The following is a 15,344-nucleotide window of genomic DNA, read 5'->3' on the forward strand; positions in this document are numbered from 1 at the left end:
CGAATCAACCCATTCGCAGTCTTTCAAAAAAGCGGCTCTTTGTCCTGTTAATGCATGTCGCCCGGAAGTGTGCAGCGGTTCCGGGATAACGACATGCATAAAAACAAGCAGCTCAAGCGCATCGCATGCGATGCGCTTTAGTTGGCGGTCGATTCCGCCGGCCGGTCGTCGCCGGCCTCGGAGCCGGGAGCAGCGTCGCCATCCGCCTTGGCGCGGCGGCGGATCGCGTGGCGCTTGCGGGTGATGCGCAGCCGCTTGATGCGGCGCGGATCGGCGTCGAGGATGTGGAATTCGAAGCCCGGCAGCGCCTGGACGACTTCGCCGCGCACTGGGATGCGGCCGAGTGCCGAGAAGATCAGGCCGCCCAGCGTATCGACCTCGTCGACCTGCTCGCTGATGTCGAAATCCGGCCCGATCGCTGCGGCGATCTCTTCCAGTTCGACGCGGGCGTCGGCGATGAACATGTCCTCGGCGACGCGCTTGAACATCACCTCTTCGTCGTCATGTTCGTCGTCGATGTCGCCGACCACCATCTCGACGATGTCCTCATGCGAGGCAAGCCCGTCAGTGCCGCCATATTCGTCGATGACGAGCGCCATCTGCGTGCGGTTGACCTGCATCCGGCGCAACAGGTCGGACGCCAGCATCGACGGCGGCACGAACAGGATCTTGCGGACGATGCCGGCCTCGGCCAGCGTCTTCTGCAGGTCGACGCGGGCGAGATCGAAATTCGGCTTGGCCGAGCGCGTGGTCTTCTGGATGTTTTCGGGCGCAACCTCGATCGCCGGCAGGGCAACGGCGGGCTTCGTCGGGCCTCGGCGCTTGTTGCGCGCCTGTTTGGCGACATAGGAGAGCAGGTCACGGATATGCACCATGCCGCGCGGATCGTCGAGCGTATCGGCATAGACAGGCATGCGCGAGCGGCCGGATTCCTCGAAGAGGATCATCAGTTCGCCGATGGTGATGTTCTGGTCGACCGCCTCGATATCGGCGCGCGGCACCATCACGTCGGCGACGCGTACCTCGCGAAAGCGCAGGATGTTGTTGAGCATCGCCCGTTCGTCGGGCGAAAAGGCGTCGTCGCCGGCCGCATCGGTCATCAGCGCGTCGGCGAGATCCTCACGCAGTCGCGAGCCTTGTTGCGGGCGAAGGATGCGCGCGGCGCGCGACCAGAAGGATTGCGATCGGCCGGATGGCCGACTACTACTGCCTGCCTCGTCCGAAGAGGAGGATGGCTCGGAGTCCTTGGCGTCTGCCGCCGGCTTCGTCGTAAAGTCGCTCATGGTTCCATTTTAAGGTCTTGACCCTCGTAGGGATCAGATAGGCCGAGCTGGGCCAAAATGCGAGTCTCCAGCCCCTCCATAATTTCGGCTTCGGCACTATTCATATGGTCGTAGCCGAGAAGATGCAAGAAACCGTGCACCAGAAGATGGGTCAGGTGGTCGTCGAAACTCTTTTCGAGCTCGGCCGCTTCCCGCTCCAGCGTCTCCCGGGCGATGATGATGTCGCCGAGCATCGGGCCGGGCATCTTGCCGGGCTGAACCGGAAAGGCCGGAAAGGAGAGCACGTTGGTCGCCTTGTCCTTGCCGCGCCATTCGGCGTTGATGTCCTGGATCGAGGCATCGTCGGTGAAAACGAGCGAAACCTCGGGCGGCATCGTCGGGAAGGGCTGCTTCTCGCTGTCGCGTAGATAGACCACGGCGGCACCGAGCACACGTTCGCAAAACGACAGCAGCGTCTCCTCGCCGGGCCAGCCGATGTCCTCGACACTGATCTGGATGTCGAGTTCGGCCATTAGCCCTGCCGGCTGACGTCTTCGGCGACGGCATAGGTGGAATCATAGGCCCTGACGATGCGCCCGACCAGCGGGTGGCGGACGACGTCGGTGTCCGTGAAGCGCACGATCGAGATGCCTTCGACGCCGTTCAGAAGCTGCAAGGCCTCGACGAGGCCGGATTTGACGCCGCGCGGCAAGTCGATCTGGCTCGGGTCGCCGGTGACGATCATCCGCGCATTTTCGCCGAGACGCGTCAGGAACATCTTCATCTGCATCGACGTCGTGTTCTGCGCTTCGTCGAGGATGATGGCGGCATTGGCGAGCGTGCGGCCGCGCATGAAGGCGAGCGGCGCGATTTCGATGACGCCGGCGGTGATCGCCCGGTCGACCTTGTCGGCAGGAATCATGTCATAGAGCGCATCATAGAGCGGGCGAAGATAGGGATCGACCTTTTCCTTCATGTCCCCGGGCAGGAAGCCGAGGCGCTCGCCGGCCTCGACGGCCGGGCGCGACAGGATGATCTTTTCGACAGCGCCGCGCTCCAAGAGCTGGGCGGCGTGGGCGACGGCGAGATAGGTCTTGCCGGTGCCGGCCGGGCCGACGCCGAAGACGAGTTCGGCGCGTTCCAGCGCCCTGATATAGGCGTCCTGGGTCGGCGTGCGGGCGATGATCGTCTTCTTGCGGGTGGAAACCTGCGCCATCGTCAGCTTGGCCTTGCGCTCCATGGTCGGCAGGCTGAGCTGATCGTCGGCGGCGACCGCCATGCGGATTGCACCCTCGACGTCGGATCGTTCCACGCTGCCGCCTTTCTGAAGTTTTTCATAGAGATAGTCGAGCGTGCGCCGCGCCTGGTTGGTGGTCACGATATCGCCGGTGATGACGACCGAATTGCCGCGTGCCCGCGCATCGATGTTCAGCCGTTGCTCGAGCAGCTTGAGGTTTTGGTCGAATTGACCAAAGAGCTCGCTGGCGAACCGGTTGTTCTCGAACGTCAGGACGAAGTGATTGGTATCGCTCGGCGTGCGGGGGTGGCGCGGTGAAGAAGAAACCAATTCTTGTCCGTTCAAGCGGTCGGGCTCCTTGGGTTAGACCGCAGCCTCTGCGCGTTCGGCAAACAGGCTGTTTGTTCCGGTCCCTGTGATTCGCACTTTAATAATGTCACCGATTTGCGATGCTTTTGCATCAACATTCACTGATTGAAGCCAGGGAGAACGTCCGATTAGTTGTTCCGGCATGCGACCGGGCTTTTCGAGCAACAGGTCGATCTCTTTGCCGATGCAGGATTCGGCAAATTCCTGCTGCTGCTTCAGGAGAAGCATTTGCAGGCGTTCCAGCCGTTCTGCCTTGATCTCTTCCGGCACCTGGTCCTTCAGCTCCGCGCCGGGCGTGCCCGGCCGTGTCGAGTATTTGAACGAGAAGGCCTGTGCATAACGGACCTCCTCCACAAGTCTCAATGTATCCTTAAAATCCTCATCTGTCTCCCCCGGAAAGCCGGTGATGAAATCGCCCGACAGCGCAATGTCGGGCCGCACCGTGCGGATGCGCTCGATCAGCGCCAGATATTCGGCCGCCGTGTGGCGCCGGTTCATCGCTTTCAGGATGCGATCCGAGCCCGATTGCACCGGCAGGTGCAGATAGGGCATCAGTGCGCTGAGGTCGCGATGGGCGTTGATCAGCCGGTCGTCCATGTCGCGCGGATGGCTTGTGGTATAGCGCAGCCGCGCAAGGCCGGGGATCTCGGCCAGCCGGTAGAGCAGGTCGCCGAGGCTCCATGCCTCGCCTTGGCTCCCGGCGCCGTGCCAGGCGTTGACGTTCTGCCCGAGCAGGGTGATCTCGCGCACCCCGCTGTCGGCGAGCTTTTCGGCTTCCTCGACGATCTGGGAAACCGGCCGCGACACTTCCGAGCCGCGTGTATAGGGCACGACACAGAAGGTGCAGAATTTGTCGCAGCCTTCCTGCACCGTCAGGAAGGCGGTGACGCCGCGGGCGCGGATCCTTCGGCTCTCGGCGATCGGCAGATGCTCGAACTTGTCCTCGATCGCATATTCGGTATCGACGACGCGCTGGCCTTGTTTGGCCAGGCGCAGCGCTTCCGGCAGGCGGTGGTAGGTCTGCGGGCCGATGACGACGTCGACGGCGGGTGCGCGGCGCAGGATCTCCTCGCCTTCGGCCTGGGCCACGCAACCGGCAACGCCGATCATCATCTCCCGTCCGTCCGCCGCCTTCTTCCTTTTCATCTCGCGCAGCCGCCCGAGCGCCGAATAGACCTTCTCGGCCGCCTTCTCGCGGATATGGCAGGTGTTGAGGAGAACGAGGTCCGCCTCTTCCATATCTTCCGTCGGCTCATAGCCGTCGCGGGCGAGCGCATCGCTCATGCGCATGGAATCGTAGACGTTCATCTGACAGCCATAGGTCTTGATGAAGACCTTGCGGCTGTTGCTGCCGTCGCGGAGGCTCTCGCTGGGAATTGCCGCCGGGGCCTGGAGAAGGGCGCTGTCCTGTGTCATGGCGCGCTATTTAGTGGTTTTTGCCGCCGGAGAAAATCGAAATCTTGCTTTAGAGCCTTTCCTGGTCAGATTGCAGCATTCTGTTGGCTCAAACGGAGTCGGATGGTCGACCGGCCGGCGCGCGTCGTAGCCAAGCTCTACGGCCAAGCCGGCCGGTCGATCAGCCGGCCCGTTTCAGCCAACCCGAAGGGCCGGGCATCTTTCCGCCAGGGCAGAGGCGATCGGCTCGGACGTACCAAGGGGTATGCCCTTCGCCAATCGCCTCTGCCCTGACGAAAACCTGCTCCGGCAGAATGCTGCAATCTGACCAGGAAAGGCTCTAAGAGATTTCCCGCCCGCGCAGGCGGCTGTTCAGGAGGTTGCGGATGCGCAAGGCGATTGTCGCGCTCACCTCCTTGCGGCTGGTCTCGGCGCGGTAATCCACCGCCTCGCCGAAGGAAACTTCGGCGTCGATGGCGCCACAGCGCACGATGTCGATGAGATGCGGCAAGAGGTCGAGATCTCCCGGCCAGGCCGCGAGCCGCCGATGATAACGCCCCATGGCGATGCCGTGCACCCTGGTATAGGCAACCGCCACCGGCTGCACCACGACCGTTCCCGTCGGCGACGTGGGCACTGCCATCGCGGCGGCGCCGAACAGCGAGGACTTGACCTCCAGCAGCCGGTTGCCGTCCGAGGTCGTGCCTTCCGGGAAGAGCACGACGATCTCACCGTCGGCCATGCGCCCGGCGATCTCGTTTGCCTGATGACCGGTCTTGCGCCGCTCCTCGCGCACGACGAAGACGCTCTTCTGCAGCTTGGCGAGCGTGCCGAAGATCGGCCAGTCGCGCACCTCGATCTTGGCAATGAAGACGACGTCGGCAACGGCCGACATCACCATGATATCCAGCCAGGAGGAATGGTTGGAACAGAGCATCAGCGGCCGGCGATCTTCCAGCTTGCCGCTCACGCGGACGCGGATGCCGAGACAATAGCAGACGATCCGGTGCCAGACGCGCGGAAGCCGGCGGCGCAGCCGCCAGTCGAACCACAGCGCCAGTACCTGCAGCGGCATGAGCACGATGCTGACGGCAAGGATGACGACCGCGGCGAAGGCGATGCGCAGCCAGGCGATCAAATGCTGGTCTCCCGGGCTGCCATTGCTTCAGAGATCTTCTTTCTTCAGCGGAACGCCGTAGAGCTCGAGGCGGTGGTCCACCAGCCGGAAGCCGTGCTCGCGGGCGATGCGCTCCTGCAGCGCCTCGATCTCCGGCGAGCGGAATTCGATGACCGTGCCGGTCTTCAGGTCGATGAGATGGTCGTGGTGTTCTTCCGGCACCGTTTCGTAGCGCGAGCGCCCGTCGCGGAAGTCGTGCCGGGCGATGATGCCGGCATCCTCGAACAGTTTCACGGTGCGATAGACGGTCGAGATCGAGATCTTCGCATCGACCTTCACCGAGCGGCGGTAGAGTTCTTCGACGTCGGGGTGGTCTTCCGAGTCTTCCAGAATGCGCGCGATCACGCGGCGCTGCTCGGTCATGCGCATGCCACGTTCGGTGCAAAGCTCCTCAAGGGTCTTGGCTACATCAGTCATCGCCGGCCTATAGAGATATTCGTGTTTCGACAACGCCGCACGGCATTTGCGCCGGCCTGCATGTTATCTCGCTGCCAGGGAACTACCGAAGAACGCGCTTCATGACAAGCGCCGTGGAGAGGGCGCCGTTTTCTTGTTTGTAGTAACCCTGACGTTCGCCGACCTTTTCGAAGCCGAGCTTGCGGTAGAGGCCAAGCGCTGCGGTATTGCCGTTGTCGACCTCGAGAAACATGCTCTCGCCGCCGCGCGAGCGTGCTTCCCGCATCGCCGCCTGCATCAGCCGCCAGCCAAGTCCGGCGCGGGCGACCTTCGCCTGCACGGCAATGGTCAGGATTTCCGCTTCGCCGGCGACATGGCGGGCAAGGATGAAACCCGGAAGCGGCTTTTTCAGGATGGCATTGGTCTGGCGCGCGACGAAGCCGAAGACGGTGTCCTGCATCAGCAGGCCGTGAAATTCACCGTCGCCCCAGGGCCGGGCGAAGCGTTCGCCGTGCAGGACGGCGACATCGCGGCAATCCTCGCGCTCCATGGCGATGATCTCGAATTCCGGTTTCAGCGTCAGATAGGCTTCCAGCATCGTCATACTCGTCGCGCAATTGCGTATCCGGCCTGCGGCTTGGCATCGGGTCCGCGCAGATAAAGGGGCTTCGGCTTTCCGGCATCGGGGGAGGCGGCAGCGCCCAGGCGCGCCACCACGGAGATTGGGAACCTGTTGGTGTGATCGCCGCCGGCGTCGGCCTTCAGCAGGGGCGTCGCCGAACCGGTGATCTCGCCGTCGAAGCCGGCGGCAAAAGCCTGTGCTTCCGCAACGCTGACTGCCCGTGGCGCGTCGAGGGACGAACCGTCGGCCGCGAAGGACTGGAGGTAGATTTCGTCCCGCTTGGCATCCATCGCCGCTAGCACGGCGCGATGAGGCGTCTTGTCGCGCTGGGCTGAAGCCATGACTTCGAGCGTGGTGATGCCGACGGCCGGCACATTGAGGGAAAGCGCAAAACCGCGGGCGGCAGCAACGCCGACGCGGATGCCGGTAAAGGAGCCGGGACCGATGGTGACGGCAAGGCGGTCGATATGAGAAAGTGCCAGTCCCGCCTGATCGAGCGCGCGATCGACGATACCAATCAGATGTTCAGCATGCCCCTTGCCGATCATGTCCGATGCCTCCCCCAGCACCGTATTCCTGCCGCTGTCAAAGACGGCGGCAGCGCAGTCCACACCCGCCGTGTCGAGCGCCAGAATGATCATGCCATCAATTTCCGAATAAACCAGTGTCGCCTATCGATAAATCCGTTCGGCCGAACCTGAGATGAACGGCCGGACGAATTCAGGATTTTTAGGCGGCAATCACTTCCTGCACTTCCGGAACGAAATGGCGCAGCAGGTTCTGGACGCCGTGCTTCAGCGTTGCCGTCGAAGACGGGCAGCCGGCGCAGGAACCCTTCATGTTCAGATAGACCTTGCCATCCTTGAAGCCGCGGAAGGTGATGTCGCCGCCGTCTTGGGCAACGGCCGGGCGCACGCGGGTTTCCAGAAGCTCCTTGATGGTCAGCACGATCGATTCATCGCCTTCGTCGAAGAATTCGTCGCCGGCATCGGCGTCTTCGGAAAGGATCGAGGCATCGCCCATGACCGGCTTGCCGGACATGAAGTGCTCCATGATCGAGCCTAATATAGCCGGCTTAAGATGTTGCCAGTCGGCATTGTCCTTGGAGACGGAAATGAAATCATAGCCGAAATAGACGCCGGTGACGCCTGATATTTCGAACAGCCGGGCGGCGAGCGGTGAAGCTTGAGCCTCTTCGGCGCTGCGGAACTCGGCCGTGCCGTTTTCCATCACCACCTTGCCCGGCAGGAACTTCTGCGTGGCGGGGTTCGGCGTGGCTTCGGTCTGAATGAACATCTGGTTCTCCATGCGGCCGGCCCATGGTCTCGGCCGTCTTTAGAATTCTTCAAAAGAAGATAAGCCGATTGACGGCTCTAATCAAGAGACTTGTACTCAAGAAAAGCTAGCAGAGGGCGTCGATTTCCTCGTTGGTCAACGTATCCGGCAGCACGGTGACCGGGATCGGAAACGCCGCCGCGCGACCGGCGACCGAGGAGACCAGCGGCCCTGGACCTTCCTTTGCCGAACCGGCGGCCAGAACCAGGATCGCCACATCGCGGTCTTCTTCGATCACGGCGTTGATCTGTTCGGCAGCACCGCCCTCTCGGATGACGACCTCAGGCTCGATGCCGATGGTCTCGCGCACGATCTGGGCGATCTTGGCAACGACCGCCTCGGCCTCTTCACGCGCTTCGGCCCGCATGATCTCTTCGACGCCGAGCCATTGCTGGAAATCCCCGTCGGGGATCACATAGAGCAGCACCAGCCCGCCATTGGAATTCTTCGCGCGCCGGCCGGCATAATGAACGGCGCGTTGGCATTCGGGTGTACCGTCGATCACCGCCATGAATTTGCGGCGGTGACCTTCGAGCCGTGAGAGTCGCTTCGATACCATGGCGCGGACTCTGACACCCGAAGCGGAAAATTTGCAAGCCCAGTTTTTGCCCTGATGCCCCGGAAGAAATCCTCTTCTCCCCTGGCGGGAAAAAGGGGAGATCTATCTCAATAGAGGAAGCCGATGACGTCGCGCACTTGTTGCATCGTCACCTCGGCGCGGGCCCTTGCGCGTTCGCCGCCCTTGCGCAGGATCGCGTCGATATGGCTGGTATCGTCCATCAGCCGGCGCATTTCGCCGGTGATCGGCGCGAGCACGTTGATCGCCAGATCGACCAGCGCCGGCTTGAAGACGGAGAATTGCTGGCCGCCGAATTCGGCAAGCACGTCCGCCTTCGACTTGTCGGCGAGTGCGGCATAGATCGCCACCAGATTGTCGGCTTCCGGACGGCCCTGCAGCCCGTCGATCTCGCTCGGCAAGCCGTCCGGATCGGTCTTGGCCTTGCGGATCTTCTTCGAGATCGCGTCCTCGTCATCCATCAGGTTGATGCGGGAGAGATCAGAGGGGTCCGATTTCGACATTTTCTTGGTGCCGTCGCGCAGCGACATGACGCGCGGCGCCGGCCCGCCGATCAGCGGCTCGACCATCGGGAAATAGGCATGCACCGGCTCGTTGCCGACGGTGATATCGACGCCGTAGCCGGTCCTGCTGATATGCTCGGCATAGTCGAGGTTGAACTTCATCGCGATGTCGCGGGCAAGCTCCAGATGCTGCTTCTGGTCCTCGCCGACCGGCACATGGGTGCCGCGATAGACGAGAATGTCGGCGGCCATCAGGCTCGGATAGGCGTAAAGGCCGAGCGAGGCCTGCTCGCGGTCCTTGCCGGCCTTGTCCTTGAACTGCGTCATCCGGTTCATCCAGCCGATGCGGGCAACGCAGTTGAAGATCCAGGCGAGTTCGGCATGCTGCGGCACGGCCGACTGATTGAAGACGATATGCTTTTCCGGATCGATGCCGGCGGCGATGAAGGCCGCGGCGATCGAGCGCGTCTGGCTCGGCATGTCCTCGTGCACGAGCTGGGCGGTGAGCGCATGCATGTCGACGACGCAGTAGATGCAGTCATTGCCTTCCTGCAGTGCCACGAACCGGCGGATCGCGCCGAGATAATTGCCGAGATGCAGATTGCCGGTCGGCTGCACGCCGGAGAATACGAGTTTCTTGAATTCGCTCATGTCGTCCTCAATAGGCTGGTGGAGGGCCTACAGCGCCGCGCGTCTTTTCAGACGCGCAAAGGACGCTGTAACATTCTAAATTGCTGCATAATTCCTTAAGTCGATTCCGACTTAAGGAATTATGCAGTGGGCTCTGCGCCCATGTTGCTAACGCGGCGGCTTATGCACGGCCGACCGGTCGCGATCAAGGGGTTCAGGCAGCAGCGTGTTGGATCAGATCGAAAGTGTTGCCGTAGGGATCCGCAAAGACCGCCACCGTGCCGTAAACCTCATGACGTGGCTCTTCCAGAAAGCGCACGCCGACTGCCAGCATCGCGGCATGGTCGCGGGCGAAATCGTCGGTCTTCAAAAAGAAGCCGACACGGCCGCCCGTCTGATTGCCGATGGCCGCGCGCTGCGTCTCGTCTGCCGCTTGCGCCAGCAGAAACGCGGCTCCATCCCCACCCCTTGGCTTCACCACTACCCAGCGCTTGCCCTCCGGCTGCGGCTCGTCCTGAAGGCAAGCGAAACCGAGGCCATCGCAATAGAAGGCCTTGGCGCGGTCGTAGTCGTCGACGACGAGAGTGACGAGGAAAAGAGACTGGGTCGTCATGTGCTGCCTCGCGTTTGAGATATTTATTCCAGTTTTGAGCAGAAATATCCCGGTTTTTAAGCCGAATTGATCAATGGTCTTACTTATAATTGAGTATAAAATTTCACAAAAAAGCTTTTTTTGAACTGAAAATCCATCGCCTGGCACCGGCGCCGATGGGGCTGCCACGGTCGCCGATCGGAGGGTCCATGCAGAACGCAACTTTGCTCGTCATAGCAGGCCTTTTCGCCCTACAATCAGCAACGGGTGCCGTCGGTCAAGACATGAAAAGGCATGCCGTTCATCTTCCAAAACATCAGCCACGTCTCGCCTACACCGTCCAGACCGTCAGCGTTCGTGCCGGCTGCTTTCCAGGGCGCCTGCGAGCGGTCCTGTCGTATATTGCTGCAAAGACCGGTCGCCGCCCTGTGATCACCTCGGGCCACAGGCCGCATCCCCGCCGCCATGGGTCCCTGCACGGGAAATGTCTGGCAGCCGATATCAGGATGCCCGGCCTGTCGGAACGCACGATCATATCAGCCGCAAGAAGTGCGCCGGGCATCGGCGGCATTGGCAGCTATTGCAATGGCATCATCCATGTCGACGTCGGACCGCAAAGGCGATGGGTTGACTGCTGAGCAATACCAGGAAAAGTGCGACCTCAGCCGTCCTTCGCCGGCGCCGGTTTGCGGTTCAGGTTGCGTCGGATCATGCCGAGATTTGCCCCGCCGACCAGGAAAGCGGCGGCGAAATAGATCAGCATCGCGATCGCAATCAGCAGCCCGAGGGTGCCGATCTTGGTGATAAGCGGCGCGCCGGAAGCAAGCCAGGGCGCCCAGTGCTGCTTGAGGAAGACGATCGCAGCACCCATGACGGCCGCGGCGACGATCAGCAGGGCGGTGCGCTTTGCCAGCGCCCATTCCCATGTCAGGTGGCCGCGGCGCAAAAGCGTGGTGAACAGCAGCACGGTGCTGATCCAGCCGGCCGTGGCTTCGGCAACTGCGATGCCGGGCGCGCCCATATAGGGGAAGAGGGTCAGCGCCGTGGCGCAGTTGGTCGCAACCGCGATGGCCGAAAAGCGCATCGGCGTCTTGGTGTCCTCGCGGGCATAGAAGCCGGGCTGCAATGCCTTGATCAGCACGAAGGCCGGCAGGCCGATGCCGTAAATCGCCAGGATCGAGCCGACGACCGCAGTGTTTTCCTGATGGAAGGCGCCGCGCTCATAGAGCACGCGGATGATCTCGTCGGACAGGATCCAGAGCGCGAAGGCGGCAGGGATCGTCAGGAACAGCACGAATTCGATCGAGCGGTTCTGCAGGTTTCCGGCCTCGCGCAGGTTGCCGCCCTTCAGCGCCCGGGCCAGTTCCGGCAGAAGCACCACGCCGACGGCGACGCCGACGACCCCGAGCGGCAGCTGATAGATGCGGTCGGCATATTGCAGTGCTGCGATCGCGCCGTCGCGGGACGACGCAATCGCCTGGCCGATCAGCTGGTTGATCTGGGTGATGCCGCCCGTCACCGCAGCCGGCACCGCCAGGATCAGCAGCCGCTTGACGTTTGGTGTCATCTTCGGGAAGCGGAAGCCGATGCTCATGCCGGCCGCGAGCACGCCGACATAGACGACGGCGAGTTGCAGGACGCCGGCGGCAAGAACGCCCCAGGAGAGATACCAGGCCGTCGCCAGCGGATCGGCGCCGGTATAGAGCGCATAAAACAGCGCCCCGATCATCACCACGTTGAGGAAGACGGGCGCGATGGCGGCGGCGAAGAAATGATGCAGCGAATTCAGCATGCCGCTCATCATCGCCGTCAGCGACATGCACATCAGATAGGGAAACATCACGGCCGCCATGCGGATCGTGATCGAGAACTTGTCGGGATCGTCGGCAAAGCCCGGCGCGATGACGAAGCGCACCAGCAGCGGCATGGCAAGCTCCATCACGATGGTGATGAGGAGCAGCACCGAAAACAAGACGCCAAAGACTTCTTCCGAAAAACGCTTGGCGCCATCCGTGCCGTTCGCCTCGATCTCCTTGGCAAAGAGCGGCACGAAGGCGGCGTTGAAGGCGCCCTCGGCAAACAGCCGGCGGAACAGGTTCGGAAAGCGGAAGGCGGCGTAGAAGACGTCGGCCATCGGTCCGGTGCCGAGGGCCGCAGCCATCAGCGTTTCGCGGGCGAAGCCGAAGATGCGGCTGCCGAGGGTGGCGCCGCCGACGGTCGCGAATTTCTTGACGAGGCTCATGCGTTCGGGCTCATGCGTGGTGGCTCATATGGGGGAACCGGCCTTCTTTTCGGCGGCAGGCGGGGTCCGGGCGGTGGCGGCGGGCGCGATGATGCCGGAGGGCATACGCTCGCGCAATTCATCCTCCTCCTCGGCCATGACGGCCTTCATCCGGGCGGTGATGTTGGCGCGCTTGCTGTCGCCTGATATTTTCTGGCCGACCAGATCGGTGACGTAGAAGGTGTCGATCACCTTCTCGCCGAAGGTGGTGATGCGGGCCGACTGGATATCGAGCGACAGATCGGAGAGCACGGCCGTGATTTCGGACAGCAATCCCGGCCGGTCGAGGCATTCGACCTCGATGACCGTGAACTTGTTCGACAGGCTGTTGGTGATGTTGACCGACGGCGGAATGACGAAGGCCTTGCTTTTCTTGCGGTTGCGCGCGCGCGTGGCGATGACTTCGGGCAGCCGCTTGCGGCCGGACAGCACGTCCTCGATCATCCGTCCGATCGTCGCCGCCCGGCGCAGTTCGTCGGCATCGTCGGTAAATTCACGGCTGACATGGATCGTGTCGAGCGCCCGTCCGTCCGATGTGGTGAAGATCTGGGCGTCGACGATGTTGGCCCCGGCCGCAGCACAAGCTCCGGCAATGACGGCGAGCAGTCGCGGATGGTCGGGCGACAGTACGGTGATCTCGGTGATCGCGTGGAAACTGTCGGTGCGCACCGTGGTGGCGAGCGCCTGGCCCGCCTTATCCGACTGACGGATGAAATGGGCGTGACGGATCTGGTCTTCCAGCGGCACCGAGAGCAGATAGGGCTGGTAGTGCAGCTTGGTATAGGTATTGCGGTTCTTCTGGCTCCAGTCGGCGAGTGCTGAATGCAGCGCCTCGGCGGCGGCATTGGCCCGCTCCTTGCGGGAGACCTCCGAAAAGCCGCCGGCCAGCAGCAGCTCGGTTTCATAATAGAGCGTGCGCAGAAGCTGGCCTTTCCAGCCGTTCCAGACACCGGGACCGACGGCGCGGATATCGCAGATCGTCAGGATCAAGAGCATCTTCAGCCGGTCGAGCGACTGCACGCGGTCGGCGAAATCGGTGATCGTCTTGCGGTCGGTGAGGTCGCGGGTCTGCGCCACCATCGACATGGTCAGATGTTCCTCGATCAGCCAGACGACGATCTCAGTCTGCTTCTGCGACAGGCCGAAGCGGGCGCAGAGCTTGCGGGCGACGCGGGCGCCGGCGATCGAATGATCCTCCTGGCGGCCCTTGGCGATGTCGTGGAGGAGAACGGCGACATACAGCGCCTCGCGATCCTCGATGCCGGGCATCAGCTTGTTGGCGAGCGGATGCAGATCCTCGGCGCGCCCCTTGTCGATCTCGGAGAGAATGTCGACGGTGCGGATCAGATGTTCGTCGACCGTATAGTGGTGATACATGTTGAACTGCATCATCGCGACGATCTTGCCGAATTCGGGGATGAAGCGGCCGAGCACGCCGGCCTCGTTCATCCGGCGCAGGATGAGCGCCGGATCGCGCTTCGACGTCAGGATCGACATGAACAGGCGGTTGGCCTCGTCGTTTTCCCGCAGGCTGTTATCGATCAAAGCGAGTGAACGGGTAACGCGTTTCAGCGCGTCCGGATGGAATTCCAGCCCGTTGATGTCGGCGACGTGGAAGAGCCGGATGATGTTGACCGGATCGCGCTTGAAGACTTCGGGGTCGGCGAGCGCGATGCGGCCGCGGTCTTCGACGAATTCGACGCTGCCGGCGATCTTGCGGTTGCGATGGGTGAAGCGGCTGATGACGCCGGTCAGGCCCGGGATCGACTTCGCCTGCTGGTCTTCAAGCGCGGCGCACAGAATGCGCGTGAGATCGCCGACATCCTTGGCGACGAGAAAATAGTGCTTCATGAAGCGCTCGACGGCCGAAAGGCCCGGGCGGCTGTGATAACCGAAGGCTTCAGCGATCTCGCGCTGGATGTCGAAGGACAGGCGCTCCTCGGCCTTGCCGGTCAGGAAGTGCATATGGCAGCGCACCGCCCAGAGAAAATCGTCGGCTTTCTCAAGCAGACGGTATTCGTGCTTGGACAGCACGCCGAGTTTGACCAGCTCCGCCTGGTCGCGCACGTGATAATAATATTTCGAGATCCAGAACAGCGTGTGCAGGTCGCGAAGCCCGCCTTTGCCTTCCTTGACGTTCGGTTCGACGAGATAACGCGTGTCGCCCGCCTTGCTGTGGCGCTCGTCGCGCTCGGCAAGCTTGGCGGCGATGAATTCGGGACCGGTGCCGGTGACGATCTCCTTGTCGAAGCGGGTCTCGAGCTCGGTTTCCAGCCGTTGCAGGCCGCAGATGTAGCGCATCTCCAGGATGGCGGTGCGGATCGTCATGTCGGACTTGGAAAGCGCGATGCATTCCTCCACCGTACGGGTGGCATGACCGACCTTGAAACCCATGTCCCAGAGCACATAGAGCATGAATTCGACCGCCTTGTGCGTCTCTTCCGCCGGCCTCGGCAGGAAGAGGAACAGCAGGTCGATATCCGAGCCGGGCGCCAGCGTGTCGCGCCCGTAGCCGCCGACGGCGGTCACCGCGAACTTGTCCTTCTGATGCGGAAAGATATGGGCGGTGGCGAAATTGTAGAGGACGGTGATGATCTGGTCCTGCAGCCAGGAAATCCGGTAGGCGCAATTGAGTCCGCCGCCATCGGCCATCAGTGCCTCGCGCGCCTTCTGCCGACCTTCCGTGCTCGCCTTCTTCAGCACGGCCAGAAGATCGGCGCGCAGGACGTCGGGCCGGTTGCGGTTGGCATCGGCAACGGCGTCACACTGCTTCTGCAAGAGCTCGACGTCGAGGATATTGGAGAAATCGAGGTTGCGCATCGCTGTCGCCGGGGCGGTTTCCTGTTCATGCCGGGCTGCCGGTTCACGGCCTGCCGCTTGTTTCGTCTGCATGCGCTATAGCCCCTTTGCCCGGCGATTGACACGGGCTTTCATACTGCAAGAACCTTTAAATTTGGCGAAATGGTGT

Annotated in this window: 15 protein-coding genes; 1 reads left to right on the plus strand and 14 read right to left on the minus strand. The window is 62.3% G+C overall.

The genetic code is table 11. From position 1 onward, the window contains the following. Positions 1-137: 137 nt before the first annotated feature. The 12 genes from CUJ84_RS00080 to CUJ84_RS00145 all read right to left on the minus strand — a co-directional run bounded on the left by CUJ84_RS00080 (position 138) and on the right by CUJ84_RS00145 (position 10,116). Positions 138-1,283: a hemolysin family protein gene (locus CUJ84_RS00080; protein ID WP_105004728.1), complete on the minus strand. Its 1,146-nt coding sequence runs from the start codon at positions 1,281-1,283 to the stop codon at positions 138-140. Continuing rightward, a complete protein-coding gene (ybeY, locus tag CUJ84_RS00085; protein ID WP_029873916.1) occupies positions 1,280-1,795 on the minus strand; it encodes an rRNA maturation RNase YbeY in 516 nt (171 codons plus the stop codon). Before ybeY ends, CUJ84_RS00080 begins: the two co-directional genes overlap by 4 nt. After that, positions 1,795-2,844, minus strand: coding sequence for a PhoH family protein (locus tag CUJ84_RS00090; RefSeq protein ID WP_003544862.1), 1,050 nt, complete (start codon positions 2,842-2,844; stop codon positions 1,795-1,797). The genes ybeY and CUJ84_RS00090 overlap by 1 nt, the downstream gene beginning before the upstream one ends. An 18-nt stretch (positions 2,845-2,862) precedes the next feature. Beyond that, entirely contained in the window at positions 2,863-4,284 is a 1,422-nt protein-coding gene (miaB, locus tag CUJ84_RS00095; protein WP_105004729.1) for a tRNA (N6-isopentenyl adenosine(37)-C2)-methylthiotransferase MiaB, read from the minus strand. A 319-nt stretch (positions 4,285-4,603) separates the two neighbouring features. Beyond that, positions 4,604-5,401 (minus strand): lysophospholipid acyltransferase family protein, encoded by a 798-nt coding sequence (locus CUJ84_RS00110; RefSeq protein WP_105004730.1) that lies wholly within the window; start codon positions 5,399-5,401, stop codon positions 4,604-4,606. A 27-nt stretch (positions 5,402-5,428) separates the two neighbouring features. Next, the gene (locus CUJ84_RS00115; protein ID WP_003544875.1) at positions 5,429-5,857 is read right to left on the minus strand and encodes a Fur family transcriptional regulator; all 429 of its coding nucleotides are present in this window, start codon (positions 5,855-5,857) and stop codon (positions 5,429-5,431) included. 82 nt (positions 5,858-5,939) lie between these two features. Further along, positions 5,940-6,440 (minus strand): GNAT family N-acetyltransferase, encoded by a 501-nt coding sequence (locus CUJ84_RS00120; protein ID WP_003556053.1) that lies wholly within the window; start codon positions 6,438-6,440, stop codon positions 5,940-5,942. Continuing rightward, entirely contained in the window at positions 6,437-7,099 is a 663-nt protein-coding gene (gene tsaB / locus CUJ84_RS00125; protein ID WP_105004731.1) for a tRNA (adenosine(37)-N6)-threonylcarbamoyltransferase complex dimerization subunit type 1 TsaB, read from the minus strand. Before tsaB ends, CUJ84_RS00120 begins: the two co-directional genes overlap by 4 nt. Positions 7,100-7,187: 88 nt before the next feature. Next, positions 7,188-7,754 carry a NifU family protein gene (locus CUJ84_RS00130; protein ID WP_017958704.1) on the minus strand — a complete coding sequence of 189 codons (567 nt, stop codon included), beginning with the start codon at positions 7,752-7,754 and terminating at the stop codon, positions 7,188-7,190. 106 nt (positions 7,755-7,860) lie between these two features. After that, positions 7,861-8,352 (minus strand): universal stress protein, encoded by a 492-nt coding sequence (locus CUJ84_RS00135; RefSeq protein WP_003544884.1) that lies wholly within the window; start codon positions 8,350-8,352, stop codon positions 7,861-7,863. A gap of 107 nt (positions 8,353-8,459) precedes the next feature. Continuing rightward, positions 8,460-9,524 (minus strand): tryptophan--tRNA ligase, encoded by a 1,065-nt coding sequence (trpS, locus tag CUJ84_RS00140; protein ID WP_105004732.1) that lies wholly within the window; start codon positions 9,522-9,524, stop codon positions 8,460-8,462. A gap of 193 nt (positions 9,525-9,717) precedes the next feature. Further along, positions 9,718-10,116, minus strand: a complete 399-nt coding sequence (locus tag CUJ84_RS00145) for a VOC family protein (protein WP_105004733.1) — start codon at positions 10,114-10,116, stop codon at positions 9,718-9,720. Between the two features lie 188 nt (positions 10,117-10,304). Here CUJ84_RS00145 and CUJ84_RS00150 point away from each other — a divergent pair, with 188 nt between their 5' ends. Then, on the plus strand, positions 10,305-10,733 hold the full coding sequence (locus CUJ84_RS00150; protein ID WP_105004734.1) for a YcbK family protein: 429 nt from the start codon (positions 10,305-10,307) through the stop codon (positions 10,731-10,733). 23 nt (positions 10,734-10,756) lie between these two features. On the opposite strand, the gene murJ is transcribed toward CUJ84_RS00150, so the two are convergent. Together murJ and CUJ84_RS00160 are read right to left on the minus strand one after the other, a co-directional pair. After that, on the minus strand, positions 10,757-12,337 hold the full coding sequence (gene murJ / locus CUJ84_RS00155; protein ID WP_105004735.1) for a murein biosynthesis integral membrane protein MurJ: 1,581 nt from the start codon (positions 12,335-12,337) through the stop codon (positions 10,757-10,759). Positions 12,338-12,361: 24 nt separating this feature from the next. Next, positions 12,362-15,268 carry a [protein-PII] uridylyltransferase gene (locus tag CUJ84_RS00160; protein ID WP_105004736.1) on the minus strand — a complete coding sequence of 969 codons (2,907 nt, stop codon included), beginning with the start codon at positions 15,266-15,268 and terminating at the stop codon, positions 12,362-12,364. Positions 15,269-15,344 lie beyond the last annotated feature (76 nt).

The sequence above is a fragment of the Rhizobium leguminosarum genome, from assembly GCF_002953715.1.
Classification (GTDB): domain Bacteria; phylum Pseudomonadota; class Alphaproteobacteria; order Rhizobiales; family Rhizobiaceae; genus Rhizobium; species Rhizobium leguminosarum_V.